Origin of the sequence: Aquabacter sediminis, from assembly GCF_028863665.1 — a bacterium.
Taxonomy (GTDB): Bacteria; Pseudomonadota; Alphaproteobacteria; order Rhizobiales; family Xanthobacteraceae; genus L1I39.
On sequence record NZ_JARBFX010000003.1, the window covers coordinates 23,942 to 47,870 of the forward strand.

A 23,929-nucleotide genomic window follows, 5' to 3' on the forward strand; every position below is an offset into this window, starting at 1 on the left:
TTAGGGGATTTCCGGGCGGCCTGCCGCTTGCGAGCTGAACCGCAACGCTCCAGAGTTCACGGGCAAACGGGACCGCAGGCGGGAGGCGGGAGCGGGATGCGGAAGGCGCGCGCCTGCGTGCGCCACGGCGCACGGCTCGGGCCCCTCATGGCGCAACGGCAGTGGGGCCACATGCCCGTTTTGGCCGAAGGGGGGACTATGGCACGGTGTTTCAACACGCGCGGGGCACCGCCGGACCGCACCGCACGACCGTATGAGGCGGGCAGCGCTCGCCCTCCCCTGCTCACCTGACCCCTTCGCCCGACCGACCGGAACCCCCAGGCCCGACCGACATGACCACAAGCATCGAGCTTGCCAACTCGACCTATCTGGACTTTGCCGCCCACGGCCTGCTCCAGGCCGGCACCACCACGGTGCAGGAGGCCTATGGCTATTCCGACAGCCAGGTGGCGAAGGCGGGAGACGACATCTACGTCAACGTGGCGCTGATCTTCAACCGCGCCAACGACCCCACCGCGCTGCTGGAAAGCGACTGGGCCACCCGCCAGAAGACGCTGGGCTCCATGACCTCGGCCGAACTCTGGGCCACCTATGGTGCGGATAAGACCAGCTATGACGAGGTGGGCCGGTGGCTGGAGCATTCCGGCTACACGGTGCTGGGCAATGATCCTTCCACCACGGGGGCCTATGTCACCTCGGCGGAATCCCGCACCATCTGGGTGTCGCTCAACGGAACGCAGTTCAAGGAGATCTTCGGCACCGAGCTGATGAAGGCGGGCGTCGACGGCAACGATTACGACTTCCTGTACTGGAACGACAATCTGAGCCTGTCCTCCGACCTTGCCCCGCTCATCGGCGGCGTGTGGGTGGACAATGGCGGCGCGCCGCCGGCTGCGCAGAATCTCGCCGGCAGCGTTTCCGCCACCTTGACCGACAAGGCCCAGAGCCCCGGCAATTCCACCACCGCGGACGACATCTTCAATCCGCAGGACATTGCCAGCGAGATCTACAATTTTCCCCTGGACGGCCAGTCGGTGCAGACCGGGCTGATCGGCCTGGTGGAGCCAGGGATCGGCTCCTCCGTGCCCGGCTCCACCAGCTTCCAGGATCTCCTGGTGGACTATCGCACCGCCGTCGGCACGTCGGGCACCGGCGTCGCCTATACCCAGGGCGAGGCCGGCGCGACGTCGGGAGCCATCAATGACGAGCGCTCCCTCGACGTGGGCATTGTCACCGCCATCAATCCCAACAGCGACCTCGCCCTCTATGTGGGCTCCGGCTACAGTGGCTGGGCTTTTGCCGGCACCTTCACCGCCTACCAGAGCGCCTTCTGGCAGACCCCGGCGGGACTGCCCGCCGGCACCTTGCCGCAGGTGATTTCCTCGTCCTGGTTCGACACCAAGATCCAGTCGCCAGACTCGCCCTTCTACTGGGCCTACCAGCAGCTCTATATCGACGCCGCCCTGCAGAACATGACGGTGCTCATCTGCCAGGCGGATGGCGGGTCGGGCAATGAGACCGCCAACGGCGTCACCAATGTGCAGACCACGTCCACCAGCCCCTATAATCTGATGGTGGGGGGCACCTCGGTCTCCACCGAGCACACCGCCCACCATGACACCACCCTCGCCGACCTGCTGAGCTCGGCCCGCGCGGGCGACATGGCGACGCTCTGGCAATTGGCGGCGGGCGGCCTGAAGGCCCCGGTTTCCGACCTCACCGGCCTTTCGACCTTCGTCGAGACGGTGTGGAACGAATATTACGTGGACGCCGACAAGACCTTCACCGAAGGCTACATGGACAACAATGCCAGCGGCGGCGGCGTCGACACCACCCAGCCGCAGCCGGGCTACCAGACCGACTATGGCCTCGCCTTCACCGATGTGGTGAGTGGCCTGCCCGGCCGCGCCACGCCCGACGTGACGGCCAATGCCGGCGGCAACATGTTCTACTGGACGCCCGAGGGAGACATGACCGGCCTCACGGGCGAGGGCGGCACCAGCGCCGCCACCCCGCTCTGGGCCGCCCTCATCAGCCAGTTCAACGCCATCTTCGCCGACCAGGGCCTGCCGCAGCTCGGCTATATGAACGACCTGCTCTACCAGGCGTCGGCGGTGGCGCCCGGGGCGTTCAACGACATCACGATCGGCAACAACAATTCCACCTTCTATCTGGGCGGGGCCTACAGCTCCGACGGCAAGGCGCTCACCCCAACCGACTATGGCTATGAGGCGCAGGCCGGGTTCGACCTCGTCTCGGGCCTCGGCTCGCCCAACGGGCTTCTGCTCGCCCGCGCGCTGACCGCCATCGCCCATACCCAGATGTCGTTCGACCCCACGCCGGTGCTGGAGACCTCCGGCAGCGCGTGGGTGTCCACCGTCTCCCAGAGCCTCCTGTTCCAGTCCACCAGCCCGGCCAATGAAGAGATCTCGCTGAATTTCAGCAAGATCCCCACCACCTTGAGCACCACCGCCTCGGCCGCCTATGCCTGGACCAGCCAGTTCGCCCAGCAGGTGCTCCAGGAGGACTTTTCCGCCGAGCTCGTCACCCTGTTCGACCAGCAGGCCCAGGGCACGCTGTACCAGGCCCACGTGCATGCGGGGGATGACGTGGGCATCTCCATCGGTGGCACGGCGGCGAGCGCCTATCAGGCAGCGCTGACCGCCGATTACGGCTTCATCGACTTCGCCAATGCCAATGGCAGCGTGGACGTGGCGCGGCCGGTGGCGGTGGCCTTCACCGCCGGCGGGGCCGATGACATGGAGGCGGTCGTCCGGCTGCGCCAGAACGGCGAGAATGTGAGCAGCCTGACCTTCTACAAGGTGGATGATTTCGCCGGCACCATTGGCGGCCTCCATCCCGGCGAGACGGGCTATGCGACGGCGGCGGCCACCCGCGCCTACCAGACCTCCACCGGCACCACCTCCCTCACCGGTGCCGGCTATGGGCAATACAGCCAGGCCTCCATCCTGGGTGTGGATGCGGGCGACATCATCGCCATGTCCCTCACCTCCGCCGGCCACACCTATTGGGCCTTCTCCTCGGCCAACGAACAGGTGGACGGCGAGGGCGTCGCCCATCTGTGGAGCTACGGCCTCAATACCTGGGGCTGGGAAGACATCTACGGTGGCGGCGACCACGACTTCAACGACCTGGTGGTCCAGCTCGACTTCACCAGCGCCACCGGCCAGGAGTGGCTGGTGTAACTCCCGACGCGGAGGGGGGCCTCCTTCCGCCGCGTCTTGCCCTGACTGCCGGAATTGGAGCTGCAGATGTCGACCACATCATCCGCGTCATCAGCCAATGGCGGCGGAACCGGCACGTCGGACTTCTCCGCCTCGTCCTTCATGGACCTGGCGAGCTGGCATTCCACCGAGCAGACCGATGTGCTCACGGCCTATGGCATCAACACCTACAAGACGCCCGAACTGACCCTCAACGTCGCGCTGATCCTGCCGCGCGCCAATGATCCCACCGCGCTCCTGGAAAGCGACTGGGGCACCCGCCAGCACATGCTGGAGGCGCTGGGGACGGACGTGTTCACCACCTATGGCGCCAGCCAGACCGCCTTCACCGACCTCGGCAATACGCTGGCCGGCATGGGCATCACCACCATTGGTGACCCGGTGGGAGCGAGCGGCTATGTCTCGTCGGCGGAATCGCGCACTCAATGGGTGACCGTGAACGCGGCCCAGTTCGAGCAATTGTTCGGTACCCCGCTTTATCAGGGCGACTCCGCCATCAACGGCAAGACCCTGTTCTGGCTCGGCGACCTCACGCCCAACAGCAATCTGGGCATCAGCTCGGTCTGGATCGACCAGCAGGTGGCACAGGCGGTGGAGACCCTCGACACCAACGCCTACACCCCCGCGAGCGGCGCCCAGAGCATCGGCAACAGCGCGTCCAGCACCACCATCTATTATCCCCAGCAATGGGCCGACCAATATGGCTTTCCCCTCACCGGCGATGCGGCGGTGACCGGCACCATCGGCCTTGTGGAGCCCACCGTGGGCAGCGCCGTGCCGGGGACCGCCTCCTTCGACGCGCTGCTTCAGGCCTATCTGGAAAGCGCCGGCGTGGAGAACACCCCGGACGTTTATGTGCAGGGCGAGGCCTACCAGAAATATGCCGTGGGATTTGCCGGCGAGAGGTCGCTGGACGTGGGCGTGGCCGCCGCCGTCAACCCCTATGCCACGGTCGGCCTCTATGTGGGCGCCGGGTCCAATGTGGAAAACGCCCTCACCCCCAGCTACTTCACCGCCTACCAGGCAGCCTTCTGGGACACGCAGAACAATCCCGGCGTCGTTTCCTCCTCCTGGTACGAGGGGATGAATTCCACTCCCGGCTCGCCCTTCTACGATGCCTACCGGCAATTGATGGTGGATGCGGCGCTGCGCAACATCTCGCTCTTCATCGCCAGCGACGACGGCGGGTCGGGCGCCACCGTCGCGAACGGCCTTGCCAATGTGGAATATGCCAATACCAGTCCCTATGCGGTGCTGGTGGGAGGCACCTCGCTCACCATCCAGGACCTGGCGGCGAGCGATCCCACTCTGGTCCCGCTGGTGCAGCAGGCCGCCCAGGGCGACCTTGCGACCCTCTGGCAATTGATCGCCGGCGGCCTGGTGAGCATGCCCGGCACGGGGTCGGGCACCGATACGCTGGTGGAGACGGTGTGGAACACCTATGTGCTCACCGGCAGCGAGCTGGAGCCCGGCTATGCCGGCCACAATGCCGTCGTGGGTGGCGTGGACATCAGCGAGCCCACCCCCTCCTACCAGTCCGATTTTGGCCTCACCCCCACCGCGTCCGGCGGCGGCGGCACCGGGCGCGGCGTGCCCGACGTGTCGGCCCTGGCGGGCGGCAATGGTGGCTACAACACCCCCACCCCCGACATGGGGCTGGAGCCGGAAGGCGGCTATTGGGTGGGCACCAGCGCGGCGGCGCCCATGTGGGCCTCCCTCACCTTGCAGATCAACACCATCTTCGCCGACCAGAACCTGCCTCAGCTCGGCTATATGAACGACCTGCTCTATATCGCCGCCGTCGTGGCCCCCGGCGCCTTCAACGACGTGACCATGGGCAACAACACGTCCTCCTACGTGTCGGGGGGCGCCTACACCATGGCCGGAGTCGACGGCACGGTGACGCCCACCGGTTATGGCTATAGCGCCTCGGAAGGTTATGACCTCACCACCGGCCTCGGCACGCCCAACGGCCTGCTGCTCGCCCGGGCGCTGACCACCATCGCCCACGCCCAATATAGCTATGACACCAGCCCAGACCTGCTGTCCGAGGCGGGCGCGGGCTGGCAGAGCGGGGCCACCCAGAGCCTCCTCTTCCAGGCCAGCGCGCAAGGCTACACCGCCTTCAACCTGACCCTGGGGGGCACCGGCCAGGCGCTCTATAGCACGGCCTCAGACACCTATGCCTGGACCAGCCAGTTCGCCCAGCAGAGCCTCCAATCCGGCTTTTCCGCCGAGCTCGTGACCACCTTTGACGGGCAGTCGCAAGGCGCGCTCTACCAGGCGGTGGCCACCGCCGGCAGCACCATCGCGGTCAGCGCCAACGGATCGGCCCTGGGCACGCCCCAGGCCACGCTCTCCAACCCCTATGGCTTCGTGGACTTCCAGAGCGCCGATGGCACGTCTTCCGTCGAGGTGGCGCGGGCGGTGGCGATGGCGCAGACCGTGGACCAGGCGGACGACCAGACTGCCGTGGTGCGCCTGCGGCAGAACGGCATGAACGAGAGTTCGGTCACCTTCTACAAGGTGGACGATTATGCCGGCACCATCGGCGGCCTCGCCCCCGGACAGGCCGGCTATGCGGAAGCGGCGGCGGCGCGCGCCTATCACACGGACTCTGGCACCACCGCCATCACCGGGGCCGGCTATGGCCAATACAGCCAGACCGAGATTGTCGGCGTCGATTCCGGCGACCTGATCGCCATGTCGCTGAGCTCCGGCGGCCACACCTATTGGGCCTTCGCGTCGGCCAATGAGCAGGTGAGCGGGGCGAGCGTCGCCCATCTGTGGAGCTACGGCCTCAACACATGGGGCTGGGAAGACCTCTATGGCGGCGGCGACCGCGACTATAACGACCTGGTGGTCCAGCTCGACTTCACCTCCGCGACCGGAAGCGAATGGCTGGTTTGAGCGGTATTATGGAACAGTCGAATGCGTACTGTCCGCCCACCCCGCCGTTCAAAAGCGCGAAACGGCAGTAAACGCAGATTAAATTTCAGTCATCATCGTATGTTTCCGCTGTATTTCCCGGCCGACCACTTGTGCGCCAGCGATCTCAAAAGCTAGCTTCAAGTCGCTGGGAACGGGGGGCCTGATCCGTTCAAACCTGCCGATGCACCACTCGGAGCCGGACCCTGACACAGGGGATCGCGGTCGCGGTCCAATGTGCCCAGGGGCATGGGCTGATCGCCCGCCGCCGCGCCCGAGTGCGTGCTCGAAGGTGCGGACCGCTTTGCGTTCCATGACCTTTTTTGACGCGGCGCTGCCCCCTTCCCGAGGGGCGCAGGCGCCGGGCTGACGCTGCGAGACGGCCATGACCGATACCCCCACACCGATCGCGAATTCCTCATACCTGGACTTTTCCGCCTATGGGATGGTGGCATCCACCGACCCCTCGGTCACCACCGTGGAGCAGGCCTTCGGCCTGTCCTCCACCCAAGTGAAGGCGGCGCCATCGACCGACTTCCTGAACGTGGCGCTGGTGCTGGAGCGGGCCAACGATCCCACCACGGGACTGCTCGCCAATGACTGGGGCACCCGGCAGCAGATGCTGGCCTCCATGACAGAGGCGGAGCTGTGGGAGACCTACGGCACCAAGCAGAAGACCTTCGACGACATCAAGAAGGAGCTAGAGGACGGCGGCTACACCATCCTGGGCAATGACCCCGGCACCAGCGGGGCCTATGTGACCTCGGCGGAATCCCGCACCATCTGGCTCCAGCTCACTCCGGCGCAGTTCGAAACCCTGTTCGGTCAGGAACTGATGCGCACCGAGGGCCAGGGCGAAGGCGACAATTTCCTGTTCTGGAACGGCGAGCTGAGCTTGCCCGACAGCATCGCCAAGCACCTGGACGGCCTGTGGGTCGATGCCGGCTATGCGCCCAACCCGGTGAACCTGGTGGGCGACGTGGAGGCGAAGCTGAAGGAAGGGGCCCAGAGCGAGGGCAATTCCACCACCGCCTATAGCGGCGCGACGCCGGGCCAGATTGCCGATCTCTACAATTTCCCGCTCAACGGTGAAGAGGTCCAAACCGGGCTGGTCGGCCTTATCGAGCCCGGCATCGGCACCTACCTGTCAGACAGCAATGCCAGCTTCGAGGATCGGCTGGATTACTATCAGGCCCTGGTCGGCGTCTCCGGCGACGGGCAGGTCTATACGCAGGGAACCGCGGGGCAGAAGGCTGTTTCCGGTGCGGGCGAGCGCTCGCTCGACTTCGGCACCGTCGCCGGCATCAATCCCAACAGCGACATCGTCGCCTATGTGGGCTCGGGCAAGAACGGCGCCGCCAAGTCCACCATCTATACCGCCTACCAGGCCTCCACCTGGCTGACCGGGGACGGCCTGTCCTCATCCGATATCGCGCCGGTGGTCTCCTCCTCCTGGAGCGACAATCTCTATCCCTCCCCGGATTCGCCCTTCTACAACGCCTATGTCCAGTTGCTGGTGGACGCGGCCCTGCGCAACCAGACCCAACTGAACGCGCTCGGCGATGGCGGCTCGGGCGACGAGGTGGCCAATGGCCTGCCCAACGTCTTCTATCCCACCGCCAGCCCCTACATGCTGCAAGTGGGCGGCTCCTCCCTCGCCACCGCCTCCACCGCGGCGGCGGACGCCACGCTGCACACGGTCATGGAGGCCGCGCTGGTGCTGGATCCGGGCACGGTGTGGGGCCTGGTGCGCTCGGGGCTGAAGAGTTCCCCCCTCCAGATGGACAGCATGTCCACCTTCATCGAGACGGTGTGGAACACCTATTACCTGGACGGCAAGACCATCACGTCCACCGGCAACCTGTTCGCCAGCAATTACCAGGAGAACAGCACCAGCTCCGGCGGCGTGGATACCACCCAGGCGCCCCCCTCCTACCAGACCGATTTCGGCCTCACCCCCACCGACGTGCAGTCGGGCCTGACGGGTCGCGGGGTGCCCGACGTGGCCGGCCTTGCCGGCGGCGACCTGAATTACATCTTGCCCACCAATCAGCTGGAGGGCACCACGCTGTCCGGCGGCACGAGCGCGGCGACGCCCATGTGGGCCTCCCTCATCACGCAGTTCAACGCCATCTTCGAAGACCAGGGCCTGCCGAATCTCGGCTACATGAACGACCTGCTCTATCAGGCCGCCGCCGTGGCGCCGGGATCGTTCAACGACATCACCGTCGGTACCAACACGTCCAGCTATTATGTGGGCGGCGACTACAAGTCCGGGGGCCAGCACATCACGCCCACCGGCTATGGCTATGAGGCGGGCGAGGGCTATGACCTCGTCTCCGGCCTCGGCTCACCCAACGGCCTGCTGCTGGCCCGGGCGCTCTCCACCCTGGCCCATACCCAGATGTATTCCGATCCCACCGCGGTGCTGGAGGCCTCCGGCAGCGACTGGCTTTCCGGCGCCACGCAGAGCCTGCTGTTCCAGGCCACCAGTCCAGCCAATGAGGAGATCTCGCTGAACTTCAGCAAGATCCCGAACACGATGACCACCACCGCTTCGGCCGCCTATGCCTGGACGAGCCAGTTCGCCCAGCAGAGCCTCCAGGCCGACTTCTCCGCCGATCTGGTCACCCTGTTCGACGGCCAGGCCCAGGGCACGCTCTACCAGACCCATGTGGCCGATGGCGCGGACGTCGCCATCTCCATCGGCGGCACCGCCGCCAGCGCCTATCAGGCGGCGCTCACCGCCGATTACGGCTTTGTCGACTTCGCCAATGCCAATGGTTCGGTGGAGGTGGCCCGCCCGGTGGCGGTGGCGTTCACCGCCGGCGGGGCCGACGACATGGACGTGGTGGTCCGCCTGCGCCAGAACGGCGAGAATGAGAGCAGCATCATGCTCTACAAGGTGGATGACTATGCCGGCACCATCGGTGGCCTCACCCCCGGCTCCGCCGGCTATGCGGCGGCGGCCGCGACGCGGGCCTACCAGACCGACGCCGGCACCGCCTCCATCACCGGCGGTGGCTACGGGCAATACAGCCAGACCGAAATCGTCGGGGTCGACCATGGCGACATCATCGCCATGTCGCTCACCTCCGCCGGTCACACCTACTGGGCCTTTGCCGAAGCCAATGAGCAGGTGAGCGGGGCGAGCGTCGCCCATCTGTGGAGCTACGGCCTCAACACATGGGGTTGGGAAGACCTCTATGGCGGTGGCGACCACGACTATAACGACCTGGTGGTCCAGCTCGATTTCACCAGCGCCACCGGCCATGACTGGCTGGTGTGAGCTTCCCCCTCAGGGCAGGAGCGGCAGGTGGCCGCTCTTGATGAGATAGAGCGCCCCGGTCACCGTCACCACCGAGGCCGCCGTGCCCAACAGCACGGCGGCGGAGGCCTCCTCCACATAGATGCGGTATTGCCGCGCCAGAACGAAGCAGTTGAGCGCCGGCGGCAGCGAGGCCATGAGCACCGCCGTCTGTACCCAGGGCACGAGGAAGGTGCCGAGGCTGGTCATCACCACCAGCGCAATGGCCGGGTGCACCAGCAGCTTGAGCACGAGCAGCGGCGGCAATTCGCGCGGCACATGGCCGAGCGGGCGCAGCGCCACCGTGACGCCGAGCGCGAACAGGGCGCAGGGGGCGGCGGCATTCTTCAGGAAGTCCAGCATCCGCTCCACCGCGCCCGGCGCGCGGAACTCGAAGGCGGCGGAGACGATGCCGAGCAAGGTGGCCACGTTGAAGGGATGGGTGAGAACGCGGCGCACCACCAGCAGCAAGGTGGCGCCGATATGCCCTTCCCTATTCTGCACCGCCATGAGCAGCGGCACGAGGGTGAAGAAGAACAGGCTGTCGCAGGCGAAGATGAGGGCGGCGGGGGTGGCCGCATCCTGCCCCAGGGCAGCCAGCGTCAGGCCCGGCCCCATATAGCCCACATTGGCATAGGCCCCGACCGTGGTGGCGATGGCGGCCTCGCCCACATTGCCCCGGCGCATCCAGAGCGCGAGGCCAAGCGCCAGGAGCGCGCAGGCGGAGGTGGAGATCACCACCGCCAGGATGAAGCGCGGATTGACCAGCTCGGCGAACGGCGTCTGCGAGACGATGCGATAGAACAGCGCCGGCAGCGCCAGATAGATGATGAAGAAGGTGAGCCAGGCCAGCCCCTCCTCCGGCAGGCGCACGAAGCGCCCGCAGCCATAGCCGAGGAAGATGAGCCCGAAGAAGGGCAAGGCAAGGCCGATAATGTCCGACATGAAGACCTGTAGCGCGGGCGCAGGCGGGGTGGGACGCCATTGGTACCGTCAGCATGCCAGCGGGAGAACCCTCGCCCCGGCATGGGCGCGGGCGGGACGATGCGCTGGCGTCAAGGCGCGCGAGAAAGGCTCGGAAGGTTAAGATTGGCGATTTAATTGACTAGGAAACCACATGGAGATAGTTTCCTACTCAATCAAATGAGGTTCCCGGTGCCCCCTGCCCCTCCGCCTCCGGTGTCCGACCTTGATGCCCATCTGGGCTTCCGGCTGCGCGCGGTTTCCAACCATGTGTCCCAGGCCTTTGCCGGCAAGCTGGCGGGCCAGGGGGTCACCACCGCCGAATGGGTGGTGCTGCGCGCCCTCTACGGCGCGCCGCCCACCCCGCCGAGCCAATTGGCGGCGCGCCTCGGCCTGACGCGCGGCGCCATCACCAAGCTGGCCGACCGGCTCATCGCCAAGGCGCTTTTCACCCGCACGGCAAGCGCCGAGGACAAGCGCGCCCAGACCCTTACCTTGACCCCGGCCGGCACGACCCTCGTCCCCGCCTTGGCGGCGCTGGCGGATCAGAACGATGCCGATTGCTTCGGCCTCCTCTCCCCGGCGGAACGGGCAGGCCTGGAAGACCTGCTCGCCCGCATCGCCACCCATTGCCGCATCACCGCCACGCCGGTGGAATGACACGAAGGACGCCCCCCATGGACCCGCAGCACATCGAGACCGCCCGCGCCTGCCTTGCTGCCGCCGAGGCCGATACCCGGACGTTTCCAGAGATCGTCGGCACCCTGATGGAGGCGGGATTCGAGGGCTATGCGGTGGATTTCCGGGCCGCCCGCGCCACCTATTACCGGCCGGACGGGAGCATGCTGGACCTGCCGACCCACGCCCTTCACACGCCGATTGCCGAAAAATTCGACCTCGCCCCCATCCAGGCCGCCATCAGGGCGGCGCAAACGCAGGCGCCGGGATACAGCTATCTGGGCTTCTGCCGCACCGTGGCGGCGGCGGGCTGCGCCTCCTATCTGGTGTCGTTCCTGGGCCGGCGGGCGGTCTATCTGGGCCGCACGGGGGAGAGCCATGTGGAACTCTTCCCCAATTGAGGGGCGCAGACGGCCCTCCGGCCCCTTGCAAGCGCCCCCGCGCCCCACTATCAACAGCCCCGCGCAGACATCGTCGCTGGCCCCCTTGAAACCTCAGGGCGCTCAGCGTAGGTTCCGCGTCCTCGCCGGCCCCCCTCGCGGAGCCGTGCTGTGCAGCTGTAGCTCAGTTGGTTAGAGCGCCGGTCTGTGGAACCGGAGGTCGGTGGTTCGAGCCCACCCAGCTGTACCATCCAAAAGATCTCCCCTTTTCTCCCTTGCCCTCAACGCAACCCTCCTGCGCGCGCCATGCGGGGCACGGCGCGGCCGGTCCGCTCGCGCGGCGGGCGTGGTGTTGTATAAGACTCAACCATCTCCGGCCCGGCTACCCTGCCGGCCGGAGGCGTTCCGCTTGATCCCGACCCGCCTCCCGCGACGAGCGCGCGCCTGATCCGCCTCACCGCCTGTCCGAATCCCATGGCCGCCATTCTCACCGCCCTCGTCCCCGTCGCCCTCGTGGTGGCCCTTGGCGTCGCTCTCAGGCGGCGCTTTCTGCGTGATCCCGCCCATTGGTTCGGCATGGAGCAGCTGACCTATTTCGTCCTCTTCCCGGCGCTGCTGGTGGTGTCGGGGGCGCGGGCGGATCTCAGCAAGGTGAACCTGGTGGGCGTCATCGGCGCCTTCACGGCCATGCTGGCGGTGCTGGGGGCGGCGCTGCTGATCGCGCGTCCCGCCCTGGAGCGGGGCATGGGCGTGGATGGCCCGTCCTTCACCTCCCTGTTCCAGGGCGTGTTGCGCTGGAACACTTATGTGGCGCTCGCCGCCGTGGGCGGGCTTTATGGTGCGAGCGGCATCACGGTGGCGGCGGTGGCCCTCGTGTGCCTGGTGCCCATCGTGAACGTGATCTGCGTCGCCGTGCTCTCGCGCTATGGCGGCACGGGCAGCACCTCCATCGCGCTCATGCTCCGCCAGTTGGGCCGCAACCCGCTGATCTGGTCGTGCGCGGCGGGCATGGCCATCAATGTGCTGAAAGTGCCGGTGCCAGCGGTGATACTGGAATTCGGCGACGTGCTCGGCCGGGCGTCTCTCGCCATCGGCCTGCTGGTGGTGGGCGGGGGGCTGGTGCTGCGCGATCTCGCGCGACCGCGCCTCGTGACCTATCTGGCGGCGGGGCTGACGCTGGTGGTGAAGCCGCTCATCACGCTGGCGGCGGGCGTGGCCTTGGGCCTGTCCGGCCTGGAACTGACCGTCATCGTGCTGCTCGCCGCCGTGCCGTCGGCGCCGGCGGGCTATGTGCTGGCCCGCCAGATGGGCGGCAACGCGCCGCTGCTGGCGGAAATGCTCACCGTGCAGATCGTCTTCGCCGCCTTCACCATGCCGGTCATCACGCTCATCGCCATGAAGGTGGCAGGCGGCTGAACTTCTCCCATCCCACCTGCCAATCCCAACTGGCAATCCCAACTGGGCGACATGATAAGGGCGGCCGGAGCCGCCCTGTCATCCCGTGCTCAGCACGGCGCCCAATAGCCGGCGCCGCGCGTATTGGTGGGGAACCAGCACTGGCCGGTGGGCGGCGGGGGTGCCACATAGACCGGCTGCGGAGCAGGCGCGTAATAGACGGTGGGGGGCGGCGGGGCCGGCGCCGGGGCATAATAGACCGGCGGCGGCGGGCTGCTGGCGGCACCGGCAATGGCAGCGGCGCCCAGGATGCCCAGCGCAATGCCCGCGCCGACGGCGGCCCCGTTATTGTTGTTGTTCTTGTAGTAGTAGCCGCCGCAATTCCAGCAGCGGGGCGGCGGCGGGCCGGGAGGCCCCCAGCCGGGACCCCAGCCGCCGGCAAAGGCGGGGACGCCCGCCGAAACGGTCAGCAGCGCGGCAAGGCCGGCGACCGCAACCTTCTTGCTGAAGGTGACCATGATTCAAGCTCCATTCGGGGGCGTCGAAGCGAAAATGAGCGCCCCTCAATCGATCGTGATCCTAGCTGCGCAATGGGTTCCGAATTATGTCCGGCACCCAAGCCTTCGCGTTGATTTAAAGGCGTTTTCCGGCTTGCTGCGCGCCATTGTGGCGTTTTCCGGACGCCGCGCTGGACGGCTGTTCATCTTCACCGCCTTTTCCCTCCCCGCCATTTGACGGGAGTGCCGGTGAAGCCGGAGTTAATCCACCCCCGCCCCGCGTGCACTTCCATCTTGCGAGGCGGGCCGGCAAGCGCTATGCAAGCTCCTGCATCAAGAGTTGGGCACGGGCCCGACGCCAACCTGCTTTCCCGAGCAAGGTGGAGCTCCCGCGATGGGAGGATGTGGCCGCGGCGGCAAAGAAACGGGCGATCCGATCCGAGCTCCGTCCCGCGCCAAGGTGAGACAGGGTTTGGACATGCCGATCAAGATTCCGGACACGTTGCCCGCACGCACCACCCTTGAGGCCGAGGGCGTGGTGGTCATGCGCGAGACCGACGCCGCGCGCCAGGACATCCGGCCCCTCAAGCTCGGCCTGCTCAACCTGATGCCCGACAAGCCCCGCACGGAGACCCAGTTCGCGCGCCTGCTCGGCGCCGTGCCGCTCCAGGTGGAATTGTCTCTGGTTCACATGGGCTCCCACACCCCGCGCCACACCTCCGCCGACCACATGGCCGCCTTCTATCGCACCTGGGATGATGTGCGGCAGGAGACGTTCGACGGCTTCCTGGTCACCGGCGCGCCGGTGGAAACCTTGCCGTTCGAGCAGGTGGGCTATTGGGATGAACTGCGCCGCCTGTTCGACTGGACGCAGCGCCACGTGCATTCCACCATGACCATCTGTTGGGGCGCCCAGGCCGCCCTCCAGCATTTCCACGGCGTGCCCAAGCACGAGCTCGACGCCAAGCTCTCCGGCGTCTTCAGCCATCGGGTGGAAGCCCCCGCCTCCCCCTATCTGCGCGGCTTCTCGGACGACGTGGACATTCCCGTCTCGCGCTGGACCGAGGTGCGCCGCGCGGACCTGCCGGGCGAGGACAAGGTGCGGGTGCTGCTGGACTCCGACGAGGCGGGAATCGGCCTGGTGGAGGATTTGGAGCGGCGCCTGCTCTTCATGTTCAACCATCTGGAATACGAGGCGGGAACGCTGGCCGCCGAATATGCCCGCGACAGCGCCAAGGACCCCTCCACCCCGGTGCCGGCCCATTACTTTCCCGGCGACGACCCCTCCCGCGCGCCGCGCAACCGCTGGCGGGGCCATGCGCACTTGTTCTTTTCCAACTGGATCAACGAGATCTACCAGACGACACCCTATCATCTGGACGAGATCGGCCGCTGAACGCGATCTCTTGATGGGAGCAACGAAAAAGGCCGGGCGCCACAGGTGGCCCGGCCTTTTTCGTATCCCCGCCCCCGATCACACTTGGCCGATCACACCCGCACGGAGCGCCGTCCGATGATGGCGAAGCGCAGGCGGGAGGAGATGAAGTCGATCACCGCCACCATGATGAGCATCATCAGGATCAAAAAGCTCACCTTCTGCCATTCCAGGATGCGGATCTGCTCGGCCAGATGGAGGCCGAGACCGCCGGCGCCGACAATGCCCACGATGGTGGACTGGCGGGAATTGGACTCGAAATAATAGAGGATCTGGCTCGCCAGCACCGGCAGCACCTGGGGGAAGAGGCCGAAGCGTACCCCTTCCAGTGCCCCCCCCGCCCGAGGCGGTGATGCCTTCCACCGGCTTGCGGTCGCTCGCCTCCACCGCCTCCGAAAAGAGCTTGCCCAATTCGCCGATGGACGAGGTGGCGATGGCCAGGATGCCGGCAAAGGGCCCAAGGCCCACCACCGTGACATAGATCAGTGCCCAGATGAGCTTGTCGACGCCGCGGAACACATCCAGCACCCGGCGCACGAGCGTGTGGATCAGCGGATTGCGCACCACGTTCTTGGCCGCCAGCAGCCCGAACGGCAAGGCGAGCACCGCGCCGGCAAACGTGCCGAGAAAGGCGATGGCCAACGTCTCGCCCAAGGCGTGCATGTAGAGCGGCAATTGCTTGCCCGGATCGGGCGGCATCATCAGGGTGAGGAAATGGGCGAGCTGGGCAAGGCCGGTGCCGATGCGGGCCAGCGAGAAGCCCAGATGCCAGAGAGCGAACGCCACCAGCAGCGCCATGGCGGCCAGCAGCCCCCATCCCGCGATGCGCCCGCCATCGGTGGCGCGGAAATGCTGCGGGTAGAGCGCCTTCAGGCGCGCCTGTTCAGCCGGATCGAAGGCGAGACGGGCCCGGTTCATCGGCCGGCCTCCATGCTGATGAGCCGATGGCGGATGCGCTCGGTCACCAGGTCGATGAGCGTGACCGTGGCGATGATGAGCAGGAGAATGGCGGAGACGTCGGAATAGTAGAATTTGCGGATGGCCTCGACCAGGTCCTGCCCGATGCCGCCCGCCCCCACGAAGCCCATGATGGCCGCCTCGCGCACATTGATCTCGAAGCGCAGCAGGCCGTAGGAGGCGAAGTTGGACAGGACCTGCGGCATCACGGCGAGCCGCACCGCCTGGACCCAGGAGGCACCGGCGGCCGTGGCGCCCTCCACCGGCTTCATGTCGATATTCTCCACCACCTCCGCGAACAATTTGCCCAGCGCGCCCATGGTGTGGATGGCCAGCGCCATGACGCCCGGCATGGGGCCGAGGCCGAATGCCACCACGAACAGGAGCGCGAAGACGATCTCCGGCACCGTGCGGCAGAATTCCAGCAGGCGGCGGGCGGCAAAGCGGACGGTGGTGTTGCGGGTGAGGTTGGCGGAGGCGAGGAAGCAGAGGCAGAGCGCGCCGATGACGCCGAAGACCGTCCCGAGATAGGCGATCAGAATGGTGTCAGCGAGCAGCTTCAGCCAGCCATCCAGGTTCCAGTACCATTCGGCCAGATCCGTGCCGAGCTGGTCGAGCCGCAAGGTGGGCAGGATGTTCCAGAAGTAATCGCCCAGCCGGAAGGCATTGGCGGCGAAGACGGCGGGCTTCACCTCGCCCCACCAGCAGGACAGGGCAATGCACACGGTCACCACGCCCGCGGCGATGAGGGTATGGCGGCGGCGCGCGGCCACCGCCTCGTCATAGAGGCGCGCGAGCGGCGCGATCTGCTCTGCGGGCAGGCGGACGACGGTATGGGCCAAGGCGCGCGGATCCGGTTCAAGGGGCAAAGGGCGAAGGGAACTGAACAGGGGAGCCGGCCTTATGAACCGGCTCTCAGCATCGTCACCGTCATGACCGGGCTTGTCCCGGCCATCCACGGGGATCGGCCTGGACCAGACCCGCGACACCCCCGAGGCGGCGAGGCGTGGATGCCCGGGACACGCCCGGGCATGACGTTCCACCCGGAGAGGTGCCGACGCGCCGAGACAGAAAAAAGGCGCGGCCGTCTCCGGCCGCGCCTTCAAAATCTCAGGACGCCTTCTTCTTGCGCAGGTCGTCCACGAACTTGTTCAGCTCGATGATGGCCTGGTAGGAGGAATTGTCCACCGGCTGCCACACCTGCTGCTTGCCTTCATAGATCTTGTCGAAGGCGGCCTTGTCGTTCTTCTCGATGGAGAAGAAGGCATCGCGGATCTTGGCTTTCAGGTCCGCCGGAAGGCTGTCCAGATAGGCCAGCGGCGAGTTCACGATCTGGTCGGACTTGAAGATGATGCGATAGTCCGAATACTTGGCCATCCCCTTGCGATCCATGCGCATGAGGTTGGATTCCTGCTCGTCATTCCACCAGTTGAAGGCGGCATCGCAGGTGCCCTGCTGCACGCCGATGACGGCGTTCTCGTGCGAGCCGGCATAGACCACCTTGCCGAAGAACTGGTCGGGCTGGATGCCCATCTTGTTCATGGCGAAGCGCGGCACGTTGTTGCCGGAGGTGGAGTTGGGGTCCACCAGGCAGAGATTCTTGCCCTTCAGGTCCTCGATGGACTTGTAGGGGCTGTCGGCCTTCACATAGAGCACCGAATGGTAGCCCTTGGTGCCGTCCAGGTTCACCTCGATGGCAAAGGCCTCGATCTTGGCGCCGGTCATCAGCGCGCGGGCGAAGGAGGACGGGCCGTAGGAGGCGATCTGGATGTTGCCGGCGCGCTGGCCCTCGATCACCGCCGCATAGTCATTGGCGATGCGCAGGGTGACCTTGGTGCCGATCTCCTTGGTCAGGTAGCTCATGAGGGGCGCATAGCGCTCGGTCACGCCCGACGCGTTCTCGGCGGGGATGATGGCGAACACCAGCTCGGGATACTGGGCCTTCCAATCCTGCGCGAGCGCAGCGCCCGCGGACAGGGCCAGCGCGGCGCCGGCGGCGATGAGGGTACGGCGGGTCAGCATGTGTCTTTCCTCGACCATGGGGAAACGGAAAACGCGGAAACGCGGCAAGGCGATGGGCGGCGCGCATGCGCCGACCGGCCGGGCGGCGGGCCGCCCGGAAGGACAAAGCTCGTTTGCAGAACCTGCGGTCAGACCGCGACGGCGGCCTCGGCCGGAGCGCCAACGGGCTCGGGCCGGGGGGCGACGTCCATCACCTCCCCCGCCTCCAGCCCATAGAGATCGCGCGCCACGTCCTCGGTGAGGGCGGCGGGCGCGCCGTCGAACACCACCCGGCCGCCGGCCATGCCCACCAGCCGGTCGCAATAGGTGCGGGCGAGGTCGAGCGAGTGCAGGTTGCACAGCACGGTGATGCCGAAATGCTTGTTGATGCGCAGGAGCGCGTCCATCACCACCTTGGTGTTGCGCGGGTCCAGCGAAGCGATGGGCTCGTCGGCCAGGATCAGGCCCGGCTCCTGCACCAGAGCGCGGGCGATGGCGACGCGCTGCTGCTGGCCGCCGGAGAGGCTGTCGGCCCGCTGGCCGGCGAAGGAGGCCATGTCGAACTGGTCGAGGGCGGAGAGCGCCATGGCCTTGTCGTCGGCGCTCCAGCTCTTGGAGAGCGCGCGCCAGGCCGGCATGGTGGACAGCCGCCCCATGAGCACATTGGTGAGCACGTCCAGCCGGCCCACCAGGTTGAATTGCTGGAACACCATGGCCGCCTGGGCGCGCCACTGGCGCAGCGCCTGGCCCTTGAGACCCGTCACGTCCCGCCCGTCATAGACGATGCGCCCGCCGGTGGGGTCCTGCAGCCGGTTCACCATGCGCAGCAAGGTGGACTTGCCCGCGCCCGACCGTCCGATCACGCCCACGAAGGCGCCGCCGCCGATCTGAAGATTCACATCGGCCACCGCCACCTTGTCGCCGAAGCGGCAGGTGAGACCTTCCATAACGAGCATGAGGCGTGCTCCGGTTCGTTCCGGAGTTTTTCATTAAGGATGGCGCGCAACAGACGTGTGACGGTTCGGTGATGACACCGGGCGCCAGCCTCCGCCAGTTTTCAATCCACTCGATATTTCAATTGGTTACAGAACTCGGCGAGATCGCAAAATTTGTTGGCCGGACTGGACAAATGCCCCGTCCGGCCCCCTTTTTTCATCGCCCTGTCACAGTTCCACCAGCGTCCTGAAGCCGCCATAGATCATCCGCTTGCCGTCAAAGGGCATGCTGTCCGGGCCCTTGGGCAGGCGTTCGTCGGCGAACACCTTGGCGTTGGTGGCATCGCGCGCCTCCCGCGAGGCATGGATGATCCAGGAGAAGACGACCACCTCGTCCTCGGTGGCCTGCACCGCGCGGGGGAAGGAGGTGAGTTCCCCATAGGGTACGTCGTCGCCCACGCACTCCATCACGGCCAGCGCGCCATGCTCCTTCCAGATGGCCCCCGCCAGCTCTGCCAGCGCGCGATAATCCTCGATCCGATCCTTGGGCACGGCGACCACGAACCCGTCCACATAAGACATGGATGAACCTCCTGTTGCTTCTCCCGCGCTCAAGGACGTGCGCGCCGCGGACCTGCCGACAGGCGGGACAAAAAAAAGCGGCGCTGGGTGTTCCCAGCGCCGCCCGACCGACCGTTCCTTCGGATTGTTTTTGATCTTGGAAGGCGGCTTGAGTGTGGGGCCGAGCTCAGATCATGCCCAGAAGCACCGCGCCGATGAAGGCCAAGGCGGCACATAGGGAGAGCATGTCGAACTTCCTGCCGTGGTTCACCTCTCAACGCCCTTTGCAGGTCGATCTTCAACGCAACTTTAGCAAAGAACTGATAGGTTAAAAGGCAATAAACGTACTGCAACGCCGCAAGAACGAGCTGCAACGCGGCGGCGGCGCGAGGAAAGTCGAAGCATTTCAGCGACGCACGTCATGACGCGCCGCACGGAAACTGCCGCAAAAAAATGCAGACGCCGCCGAAAATGCCGCCTCCCGCGCCGCCACCCGCCCTCACCGCTCGCGGATGGCCCGCTCCAGGAAGGCGGCCACCAGCAAGGCGTTCCGGTCGCGGCCGAAGCGGCCCACCACCTGCACGCCCACCGGCAGGCCGGCGGCGTTCTCAAGGCCGGTCACATTGATGCAGGGCGTGCCCATAAGGGTCCACAGACGGTTGAAGAGGGGGGAGCCGGTGGTGGCAAAGCCCTCCGGCGCCGCGCCGGGGGCGGAGAAGGTGAGCAGCGCGTCATGCTCCGCGAACAGGTCGCCCAAAGCATGGCGGGCGCGCTTGGCGGTGCGGCGGGCAGAATCATAGGTGTCGGTGGAGATGGTGGCGGCCCGCTCCAGATGGCCGGCCAGCTGCTCGGACATGCCATCGCGGTGGAAGTCATAGTCATCGGCCAGCGAAATGGCGGCCTCGAAATCCTGGATGACGGCGCACAGGGGATCGGCATCCTCGATTTCCGGCGCCAGGTCGATCACCGTCACCTGGGCGCCCGCCGCCTCTGCGGCCTTGGCGGCGGCCTCCAGCGCCGCATGGGCGTCCGCGTCTGCACTTTCCGCGCGGGCGGTGCGCACCAAGGCGATGCGCGGCGCGTTGGCCACGCCATTGCCGATGTCGAGGTCCCGCCCCGTCATGGCCCCCACCGCGAAGGCGACATCCGCCACGCGGGCGCCGAACACGCCGATCGTGTCCAGATGCCAGGAGAAGGTCTTCATGCCCAAGGTGGGCAAGGTGCGGAAGGTGGGCTTGTAGCCGGTCACCCCGCAAAAGGCCGCCGGTCGGATGACCGACCCGCCGGTCTGGGTGCCCAGCGCCAGCGGCACCATGCCCGCCGCCACCGCCGCCGCCGAGCCCGAGGACGAGCCGCCGGGCGAGTGGGAGAGATTGCGCGGATTGCGCGTCACCGAGGGCTTCAGGAAGGCAAATTCCGTGGTCACCGCCTTGCCCGGCACGAGGCCGCCGGCCCGCTTCACCTGCCGCACCACAGGCGCGTCCTGCGCCGGGCGGTGGCCGGCATAGATCGCAGACCCGTAGGTGGTGGGCAGATCGCGGGTGTCGAGAATGTCCTTCACCGCCACGGCGAGGCCCGCCAGCGGACGCTGCGCCAGGCCCGGCTTTTGCGCGGCTTTTGCCGCCGCCTCCAGGTCGAGGCTTTCAAAGGCGCGCACCTGGGGTTCGTGGGCGGCGATGGCGGCAACGCCTTGGGCGAGCACCTCGGCCGGGGAAAGCCGGCCGGCGCGGATGTCGAGGGCGAGGTCGCGGGCGAGCAGCATGGCGGGGGAACTCCGGGTACGCGAAACCGAGGGGCCCGGCAGGGCGCCGAGCCGAAAAGCGGGTGCACCTTATCATGCCCGCTCCGGCCCGCTCTGCCTCAGGCGGGCATCATCCCCACCCACCCGCGCTCAAGCCGCATAAGGCACGATCTTCTCGATCTCGCCCGCCAGCCGGGGCGCCTCACTTTCAAGATCATACGCCAGCTGAAGATTGAGCCAGAAGACGGGGGTGGTGGAGAAGAAGCGGGCGAGACGAAAGGCGGTGTCAGGAGAGATGCCGATCTCCTCCCGCACGATCCGCTCGATGCGGGTGCGCGGCACGCCAAGCGCCCGCGCCAGCTTGCCGGGACTCAAGGCGAGCGGCACCAGATATTCCTCGCGCAGGAACTCACCAGGGTGAATGGGGTTCGCAAAGGTAACGGCCACGGCGACCCTCCTTGGTCTTCTCCGGCACTTGTATCACAGACTGATACAAGCCGCTCCCTCCCCCGCCTCGCTGGCGCTCTCCCCATCAAACGCGAGGCCCGCACGCGCCTTGCCCCTTCCGCGCTTGCGGGGGGGCGTGGGGTCCGGTATGGCTCCGGCCTGCCATGTCATCAGCCTCGCCCTATACCCTCTCCTCTCGGCACCTCATCGGTATCGAGGGGCTGTCGGCCGCCGAGATCGTCGGCCTGCTCGATCTTGCCGAGGAGTTTGTCACCCTCAACCGGCAAGTGGAAAAGAAGCGGACCACCCTGCGCGGGCGGACGCAGATCAACCTCTTCTTCGAGGCCTCCACCCGCACCCAGTCCTCGTTCGAGATCGCCGGAAAGCGGCTCGGCGCGGACGTGATGAACATGTCGGTGGGCAATTCCTCGGTGAAGAAGGGCGAGAGCCTCATCGATACGGCGGTGACGCTGAACGCCATGCATCCCGACCTTTTGGTGGTGCGCCACCACGCGTCCGGCGCGGTCGCCCTGCTCGCCCGCAAGGTGGATTGCTGCGTCATCAATGCCGGCGACGGGGCGCACGAGCACCCGACCCAGGCGCTGCTCGACGCGCTCACCATCCGCCGCAACAAGGGCACCATCCAGGGGCTCACCGTGGCCATTTGTGGCGACGTGATGCATTCGCGGGTGGCCCGCTCCAACATCCATCTGCTCCACACGCTGGGTGCCCAGGTGCGTGTGGTCGCCCCCTCCACCTTGCTGCCGAGCGGCATCGAGCAGTTCGGCGTGGAGGTGCACAAGACCATGGAGAGCGGGTTGGAGGGGGCGGACATCGTCATGATGCTGCGCCTCCAGCGCGAGCGCATGGCAGGGTCCTTCATCCCCTCGGTGAAGGAATATTTCCACTATTTCGGCCTCGACGAGCAGAAGCTGCGGCGGGCCAAGCCCGATGCGCTGGTGATGCATCCCGGCCCCATGAACCGGGGCGTGGAGATCGATTCGGCGGTCGCGGACGGCGCCCAGTCGCTGATCCGCGAACAGGTGGAGATGGGCGTCGCCGTGCGCATGGCGGTGCTGGACATGCTGGCGCGGAAGCTTCCCAATGCGTGAGAATGGTCGCCCCCTCTGGTCCGAGCCCCATCCTTTGGTGCTCGCCAATGCCCGCATCATCGACCCCTCCCGCGGCGCCGATTATCGCGGTGACGTGCTGCTTTCCGACGGCATCATCCGCGATGCCGGCTTTGGCCTTGCCGCATCCGGCGTGCCCGAAGGCGCCGAGGTGGTGGATTGCGCCGGGGCGGTGGTCGCCCCTGGCCTCGTGGACATGCGCGCCTTCGTGGGCGAGCCGGGCGCCGAGCATCGCGAGACGCTGGCCTCCGCCAGCCATGCCGCCGCTGCCGGCGGCGTGACCACCATCGTCTGCCAGCCGGACACGGACCCGGTGGTGGACGACCCGGCCATCGTGGACTTCATCCTGCGCCGCGCCCGCGATACGGCGGTGGTGCGAGTCCACCCCATGGCCGCCCTCACCAAGGGCCTCAAGGGCGAGGAGATGACCGAGATCGGCCTGCTCCAGGCCGCCGGCGCCGTCGCCTTCACGGACGGCGACCGCTCGGTGAAGAGCGCCCAGGTGCTGCGCCGGTCGCTGGCCTATGGCCGCGACTTCGACGCCCTGGTGGTCCACCACACCGAGGACGCCACCATGTCGGGCGGCGCCATGAACGAGGGCGCCTTCGCCTCACGCCTCGGCTTGTCGGGCATTCCCCGCGCGGCCGAGACCATCGTGCTGGAACGCGACCTGCGCTTGGTGGCCATGACCCAGGGCCGCTACCACGCCGCCTCGCTCACCTGCATGGAATCGCTGGAGGTGCTCGCCCGCGCCAAGGAAGCCGGCCTGCCGGTAACCGCCTCGGTGAGCATCAACCACCTGTCCTTCAACGAGCTGGACATCGGCCAGTACCGCACCTTCTTCAAGCTGCGCCCGCCGCTGCGCGCCGAGGACGACCGGCAGGCCCTGATCCGGGCGCTCGCCTCCGGCCTCATTGACGTGGTGGTCTCCGACCACACGCCGCAGGACGTGGAGGTCAAGCGCCTGCCGTTTGCGGAAGCCGAGCCGGGCGCCATCGGGCTGGAGACCTTGCTCTCGGCCGCCTTGCGCCTGGTGCATTCCGAGCAGGTGGATCTGGTCAACCTGCTCTATGCCCTCTCCACCAAGCCGGCCGACCTGCTGGGGCTGAATGCCGGCACCTTGCGGCCGGGCGCCCCGGCGGACGTGATCGTGTTCGATCCCGACCTGCCCTATGTGCTCGACCCCCGGCAATTGAAGTCGCGCTCGCGCAACACCCCCTTCGACGAGGCCCGCCTCTCCGGCCGGGTGCTTCGCACGGTGGTGGCAGGGCGGACGGTCTACGAACTGGTGTGAGCCGGGCTGGATCGTCGTCGCCCCCCGGTCGCCGC

Annotated in this window: 18 protein-coding genes, 1 tRNA gene, 1 pseudogene and 1 riboswitch; of the genes and pseudogenes, 11 read left to right on the top strand and 9 right to left on the bottom strand. The window is 66.9% G+C overall.

The window, feature by feature from the left end:
* Positions 1-332 precede the first annotated feature (332 nt).
* From PV781_RS05885 to PV781_RS05895, 3 genes are all read left to right on the top strand, one after another.
* Positions 333-3,206: a DUF4114 domain-containing protein gene (locus PV781_RS05885; RefSeq protein WP_274774706.1), complete on the top strand. Its 2,874-nt coding sequence runs from the start codon at positions 333-335 to the stop codon at positions 3,204-3,206.
* A 66-nt stretch (positions 3,207-3,272) separates the two neighbouring features.
* Positions 3,273-6,155 carry a DUF4114 domain-containing protein gene (locus tag PV781_RS05890; protein ID WP_274774707.1) on the top strand — a complete coding sequence of 961 codons (2,883 nt, stop codon included), beginning with the start codon at positions 3,273-3,275 and terminating at the stop codon, positions 6,153-6,155.
* Positions 6,156-6,558: 403 nt separating this feature from the next.
* The gene (locus tag PV781_RS05895; RefSeq protein ID WP_274774708.1) at positions 6,559-9,462 is read left to right on the top strand and encodes a DUF4114 domain-containing protein; all 2,904 of its coding nucleotides are present in this window, start codon (positions 6,559-6,561) and stop codon (positions 9,460-9,462) included.
* A 9-nt stretch (positions 9,463-9,471) separates the two neighbouring features.
* Here the strand turns inward: PV781_RS05895 and PV781_RS05900 are convergent, their stop codons facing one another.
* Positions 9,472-10,425: an AEC family transporter gene (locus PV781_RS05900; protein WP_274774709.1), complete on the bottom strand. Its 954-nt coding sequence runs from the start codon at positions 10,423-10,425 to the stop codon at positions 9,472-9,474.
* Positions 10,426-10,635: 210 nt separating this feature from the next.
* Here PV781_RS05900 and PV781_RS05905 point away from each other — a divergent pair, with 210 nt between their 5' ends.
* The 4 genes from PV781_RS05905 (at position 10,636) to PV781_RS05920 (ending at position 12,917) form a co-directional block, all read left to right on the top strand.
* On the top strand, positions 10,636-11,103 hold the full coding sequence (locus tag PV781_RS05905) for a MarR family winged helix-turn-helix transcriptional regulator (protein ID WP_274774710.1): 468 nt from the start codon (positions 10,636-10,638) through the stop codon (positions 11,101-11,103).
* 17 nt (positions 11,104-11,120) lie between these two features.
* Positions 11,121-11,522, top strand: a complete 402-nt coding sequence (locus tag PV781_RS05910) for a DUF1398 domain-containing protein (protein ID WP_274774711.1) — start codon at positions 11,121-11,123, stop codon at positions 11,520-11,522.
* Between the two features lie 152 nt (positions 11,523-11,674).
* Positions 11,675-11,751 (top strand) — tRNA-His (locus tag PV781_RS05915).
* A 224-nt stretch (positions 11,752-11,975) separates the two neighbouring features.
* Entirely contained in the window at positions 11,976-12,917 is a 942-nt protein-coding gene (locus PV781_RS05920; RefSeq protein ID WP_274774712.1) for an AEC family transporter, read from the top strand.
* 89 nt (positions 12,918-13,006) lie between these two features.
* Here the strand turns inward: PV781_RS05920 and PV781_RS05925 are convergent, their stop codons facing one another.
* Positions 13,007-13,414, bottom strand: a complete 408-nt coding sequence (locus tag PV781_RS05925; protein WP_274774713.1) for a hypothetical protein — start codon at positions 13,412-13,414, stop codon at positions 13,007-13,009.
* Here PV781_RS05925 and PV781_RS05930 point away from each other — a divergent pair.
* Positions 13,413-13,631 (top strand): hypothetical protein, encoded by a 219-nt coding sequence (locus PV781_RS05930; RefSeq protein ID WP_274774714.1) that lies wholly within the window; start codon positions 13,413-13,415, stop codon positions 13,629-13,631. The two genes, PV781_RS05925 and PV781_RS05930, sit on opposite strands and share 2 nt — an antisense overlap.
* 87 nt (positions 13,632-13,718) lie before the next feature.
* Positions 13,719-13,827, top strand: a riboswitch (SAM-I-IV-variant riboswitch).
* A gap of 44 nt (positions 13,828-13,871) precedes the next feature.
* Positions 13,872-14,789 carry a homoserine O-succinyltransferase gene (locus tag PV781_RS05935; protein WP_274774715.1) on the top strand — a complete coding sequence of 306 codons (918 nt, stop codon included), beginning with the start codon at positions 13,872-13,874 and terminating at the stop codon, positions 14,787-14,789.
* 92 nt (positions 14,790-14,881) lie between these two features.
* Here the strand turns inward: PV781_RS05935 and phnE (PV781_RS05940) are convergent.
* From phnE (PV781_RS05940) to PV781_RS05970, 7 genes and pseudogenes are all read right to left on the bottom strand, one after another.
* Positions 14,882-15,746, bottom strand: a pseudogene (gene phnE, locus PV781_RS05940) (phosphonate ABC transporter, permease protein PhnE).
* Positions 15,743-16,627: a phosphonate ABC transporter, permease protein PhnE gene (phnE, locus tag PV781_RS05945; protein WP_274774716.1), complete on the bottom strand. Its 885-nt coding sequence runs from the start codon at positions 16,625-16,627 to the stop codon at positions 15,743-15,745. The pseudogene phnE (PV781_RS05940) and the gene phnE (PV781_RS05945) overlap by 4 nt, the downstream one beginning before the upstream one ends.
* A gap of 268 nt (positions 16,628-16,895) precedes the next feature.
* Positions 16,896-17,807 carry a phosphonate ABC transporter substrate-binding protein gene (gene phnD, locus PV781_RS05950; RefSeq protein ID WP_274774717.1) on the bottom strand — a complete coding sequence of 304 codons (912 nt, stop codon included), beginning with the start codon at positions 17,805-17,807 and terminating at the stop codon, positions 16,896-16,898.
* A 128-nt stretch (positions 17,808-17,935) separates the two neighbouring features.
* Positions 17,936-18,742, bottom strand: coding sequence for a phosphonate ABC transporter ATP-binding protein (phnC, locus tag PV781_RS05955; RefSeq protein WP_274774718.1), 807 nt, complete (start codon positions 18,740-18,742; stop codon positions 17,936-17,938).
* Between the two features lie 207 nt (positions 18,743-18,949).
* A complete protein-coding gene (locus PV781_RS05960; RefSeq protein ID WP_274774719.1) occupies positions 18,950-19,303 on the bottom strand; it encodes a DUF1428 domain-containing protein in 354 nt (117 codons plus the stop codon).
* Between the two features lie 478 nt (positions 19,304-19,781).
* A complete protein-coding gene (locus PV781_RS05965) occupies positions 19,782-21,044 on the bottom strand; it encodes an amidase (RefSeq protein WP_274774720.1) in 1,263 nt (420 codons plus the stop codon).
* Positions 21,045-21,173: 129 nt separating this feature from the next.
* The gene (locus tag PV781_RS05970) at positions 21,174-21,470 is read right to left on the bottom strand and encodes a HigA family addiction module antitoxin (RefSeq protein WP_274774721.1); all 297 of its coding nucleotides are present in this window, start codon (positions 21,468-21,470) and stop codon (positions 21,174-21,176) included.
* Between the two features lie 164 nt (positions 21,471-21,634).
* On the opposite strand from PV781_RS05970, the gene PV781_RS05975 reads away from it, so the two are divergent.
* Positions 21,635-22,582, top strand: coding sequence for an aspartate carbamoyltransferase catalytic subunit (locus PV781_RS05975; RefSeq protein ID WP_209102529.1), 948 nt, complete (start codon positions 21,635-21,637; stop codon positions 22,580-22,582).
* On the top strand, positions 22,575-23,894 hold the full coding sequence (locus PV781_RS05980; RefSeq protein ID WP_274774722.1) for a dihydroorotase: 1,320 nt from the start codon (positions 22,575-22,577) through the stop codon (positions 23,892-23,894). The genes PV781_RS05975 and PV781_RS05980 overlap by 8 nt, the downstream gene beginning before the upstream one ends.
* Positions 23,895-23,929 lie beyond the last annotated feature (35 nt).

What these genes read in the sequence shown, in the direction of transcription:
- PV781_RS05885 (WP_274774706.1), top strand. Translation starts at nt 333, where the DNA reads ATGACCACAAGCATCGAGCTTGCCAACTCGACCTATCTGGACTTTGCC.
- PV781_RS05890 (WP_274774707.1), top strand. Translation starts at nt 3,273, where the DNA reads ATGTCGACCACATCATCCGCGTCATCAGCCAATGGCGGCGGAACCGGC.
- PV781_RS05895 (WP_274774708.1), top strand. Translation starts at nt 6,559, where the DNA reads ATGACCGATACCCCCACACCGATCGCGAATTCCTCATACCTGGACTTT.
- PV781_RS05900 (WP_274774709.1), bottom strand. Translation starts at nt 10,425, where the DNA reads ATGTCGGACATTATCGGCCTTGCCTTGCCCTTCTTCGGGCTCATCTTC.
- PV781_RS05910 (WP_274774711.1), top strand. Translation starts at nt 11,121, where the DNA reads ATGGACCCGCAGCACATCGAGACCGCCCGCGCCTGCCTTGCTGCCGCC.
- PV781_RS05920 (WP_274774712.1), top strand. Translation starts at nt 11,976, where the DNA reads ATGGCCGCCATTCTCACCGCCCTCGTCCCCGTCGCCCTCGTGGTGGCC.
- PV781_RS05930 (WP_274774714.1), top strand. Translation starts at nt 13,413, where the DNA reads ATGATTCAAGCTCCATTCGGGGGCGTCGAAGCGAAAATGAGCGCCCCT.
- PV781_RS05925 (WP_274774713.1), bottom strand. Translation starts at nt 13,414, where the DNA reads ATGGTCACCTTCAGCAAGAAGGTTGCGGTCGCCGGCCTTGCCGCGCTG.
- PV781_RS05935 (WP_274774715.1), top strand. Translation starts at nt 13,872, where the DNA reads ATGCCGATCAAGATTCCGGACACGTTGCCCGCACGCACCACCCTTGAG.
- phnD (WP_274774717.1), bottom strand. Translation starts at nt 17,807, where the DNA reads ATGCTGACCCGCCGTACCCTCATCGCCGCCGGCGCCGCGCTGGCCCTG.
- phnC (WP_274774718.1), bottom strand. Translation starts at nt 18,742, where the DNA reads ATGCTCGTTATGGAAGGTCTCACCTGCCGCTTCGGCGACAAGGTGGCG.
- PV781_RS05960 (WP_274774719.1), bottom strand. Translation starts at nt 19,303, where the DNA reads ATGTCTTATGTGGACGGGTTCGTGGTCGCCGTGCCCAAGGATCGGATC.
- PV781_RS05965 (WP_274774720.1), bottom strand. Translation starts at nt 21,044, where the DNA reads ATGCTGCTCGCCCGCGACCTCGCCCTCGACATCCGCGCCGGCCGGCTT.
- PV781_RS05975 (WP_209102529.1), top strand. Translation starts at nt 21,635, where the DNA reads ATGTCATCAGCCTCGCCCTATACCCTCTCCTCTCGGCACCTCATCGGT.
- PV781_RS05980 (WP_274774722.1), top strand. Translation starts at nt 22,575, where the DNA reads ATGCGTGAGAATGGTCGCCCCCTCTGGTCCGAGCCCCATCCTTTGGTG.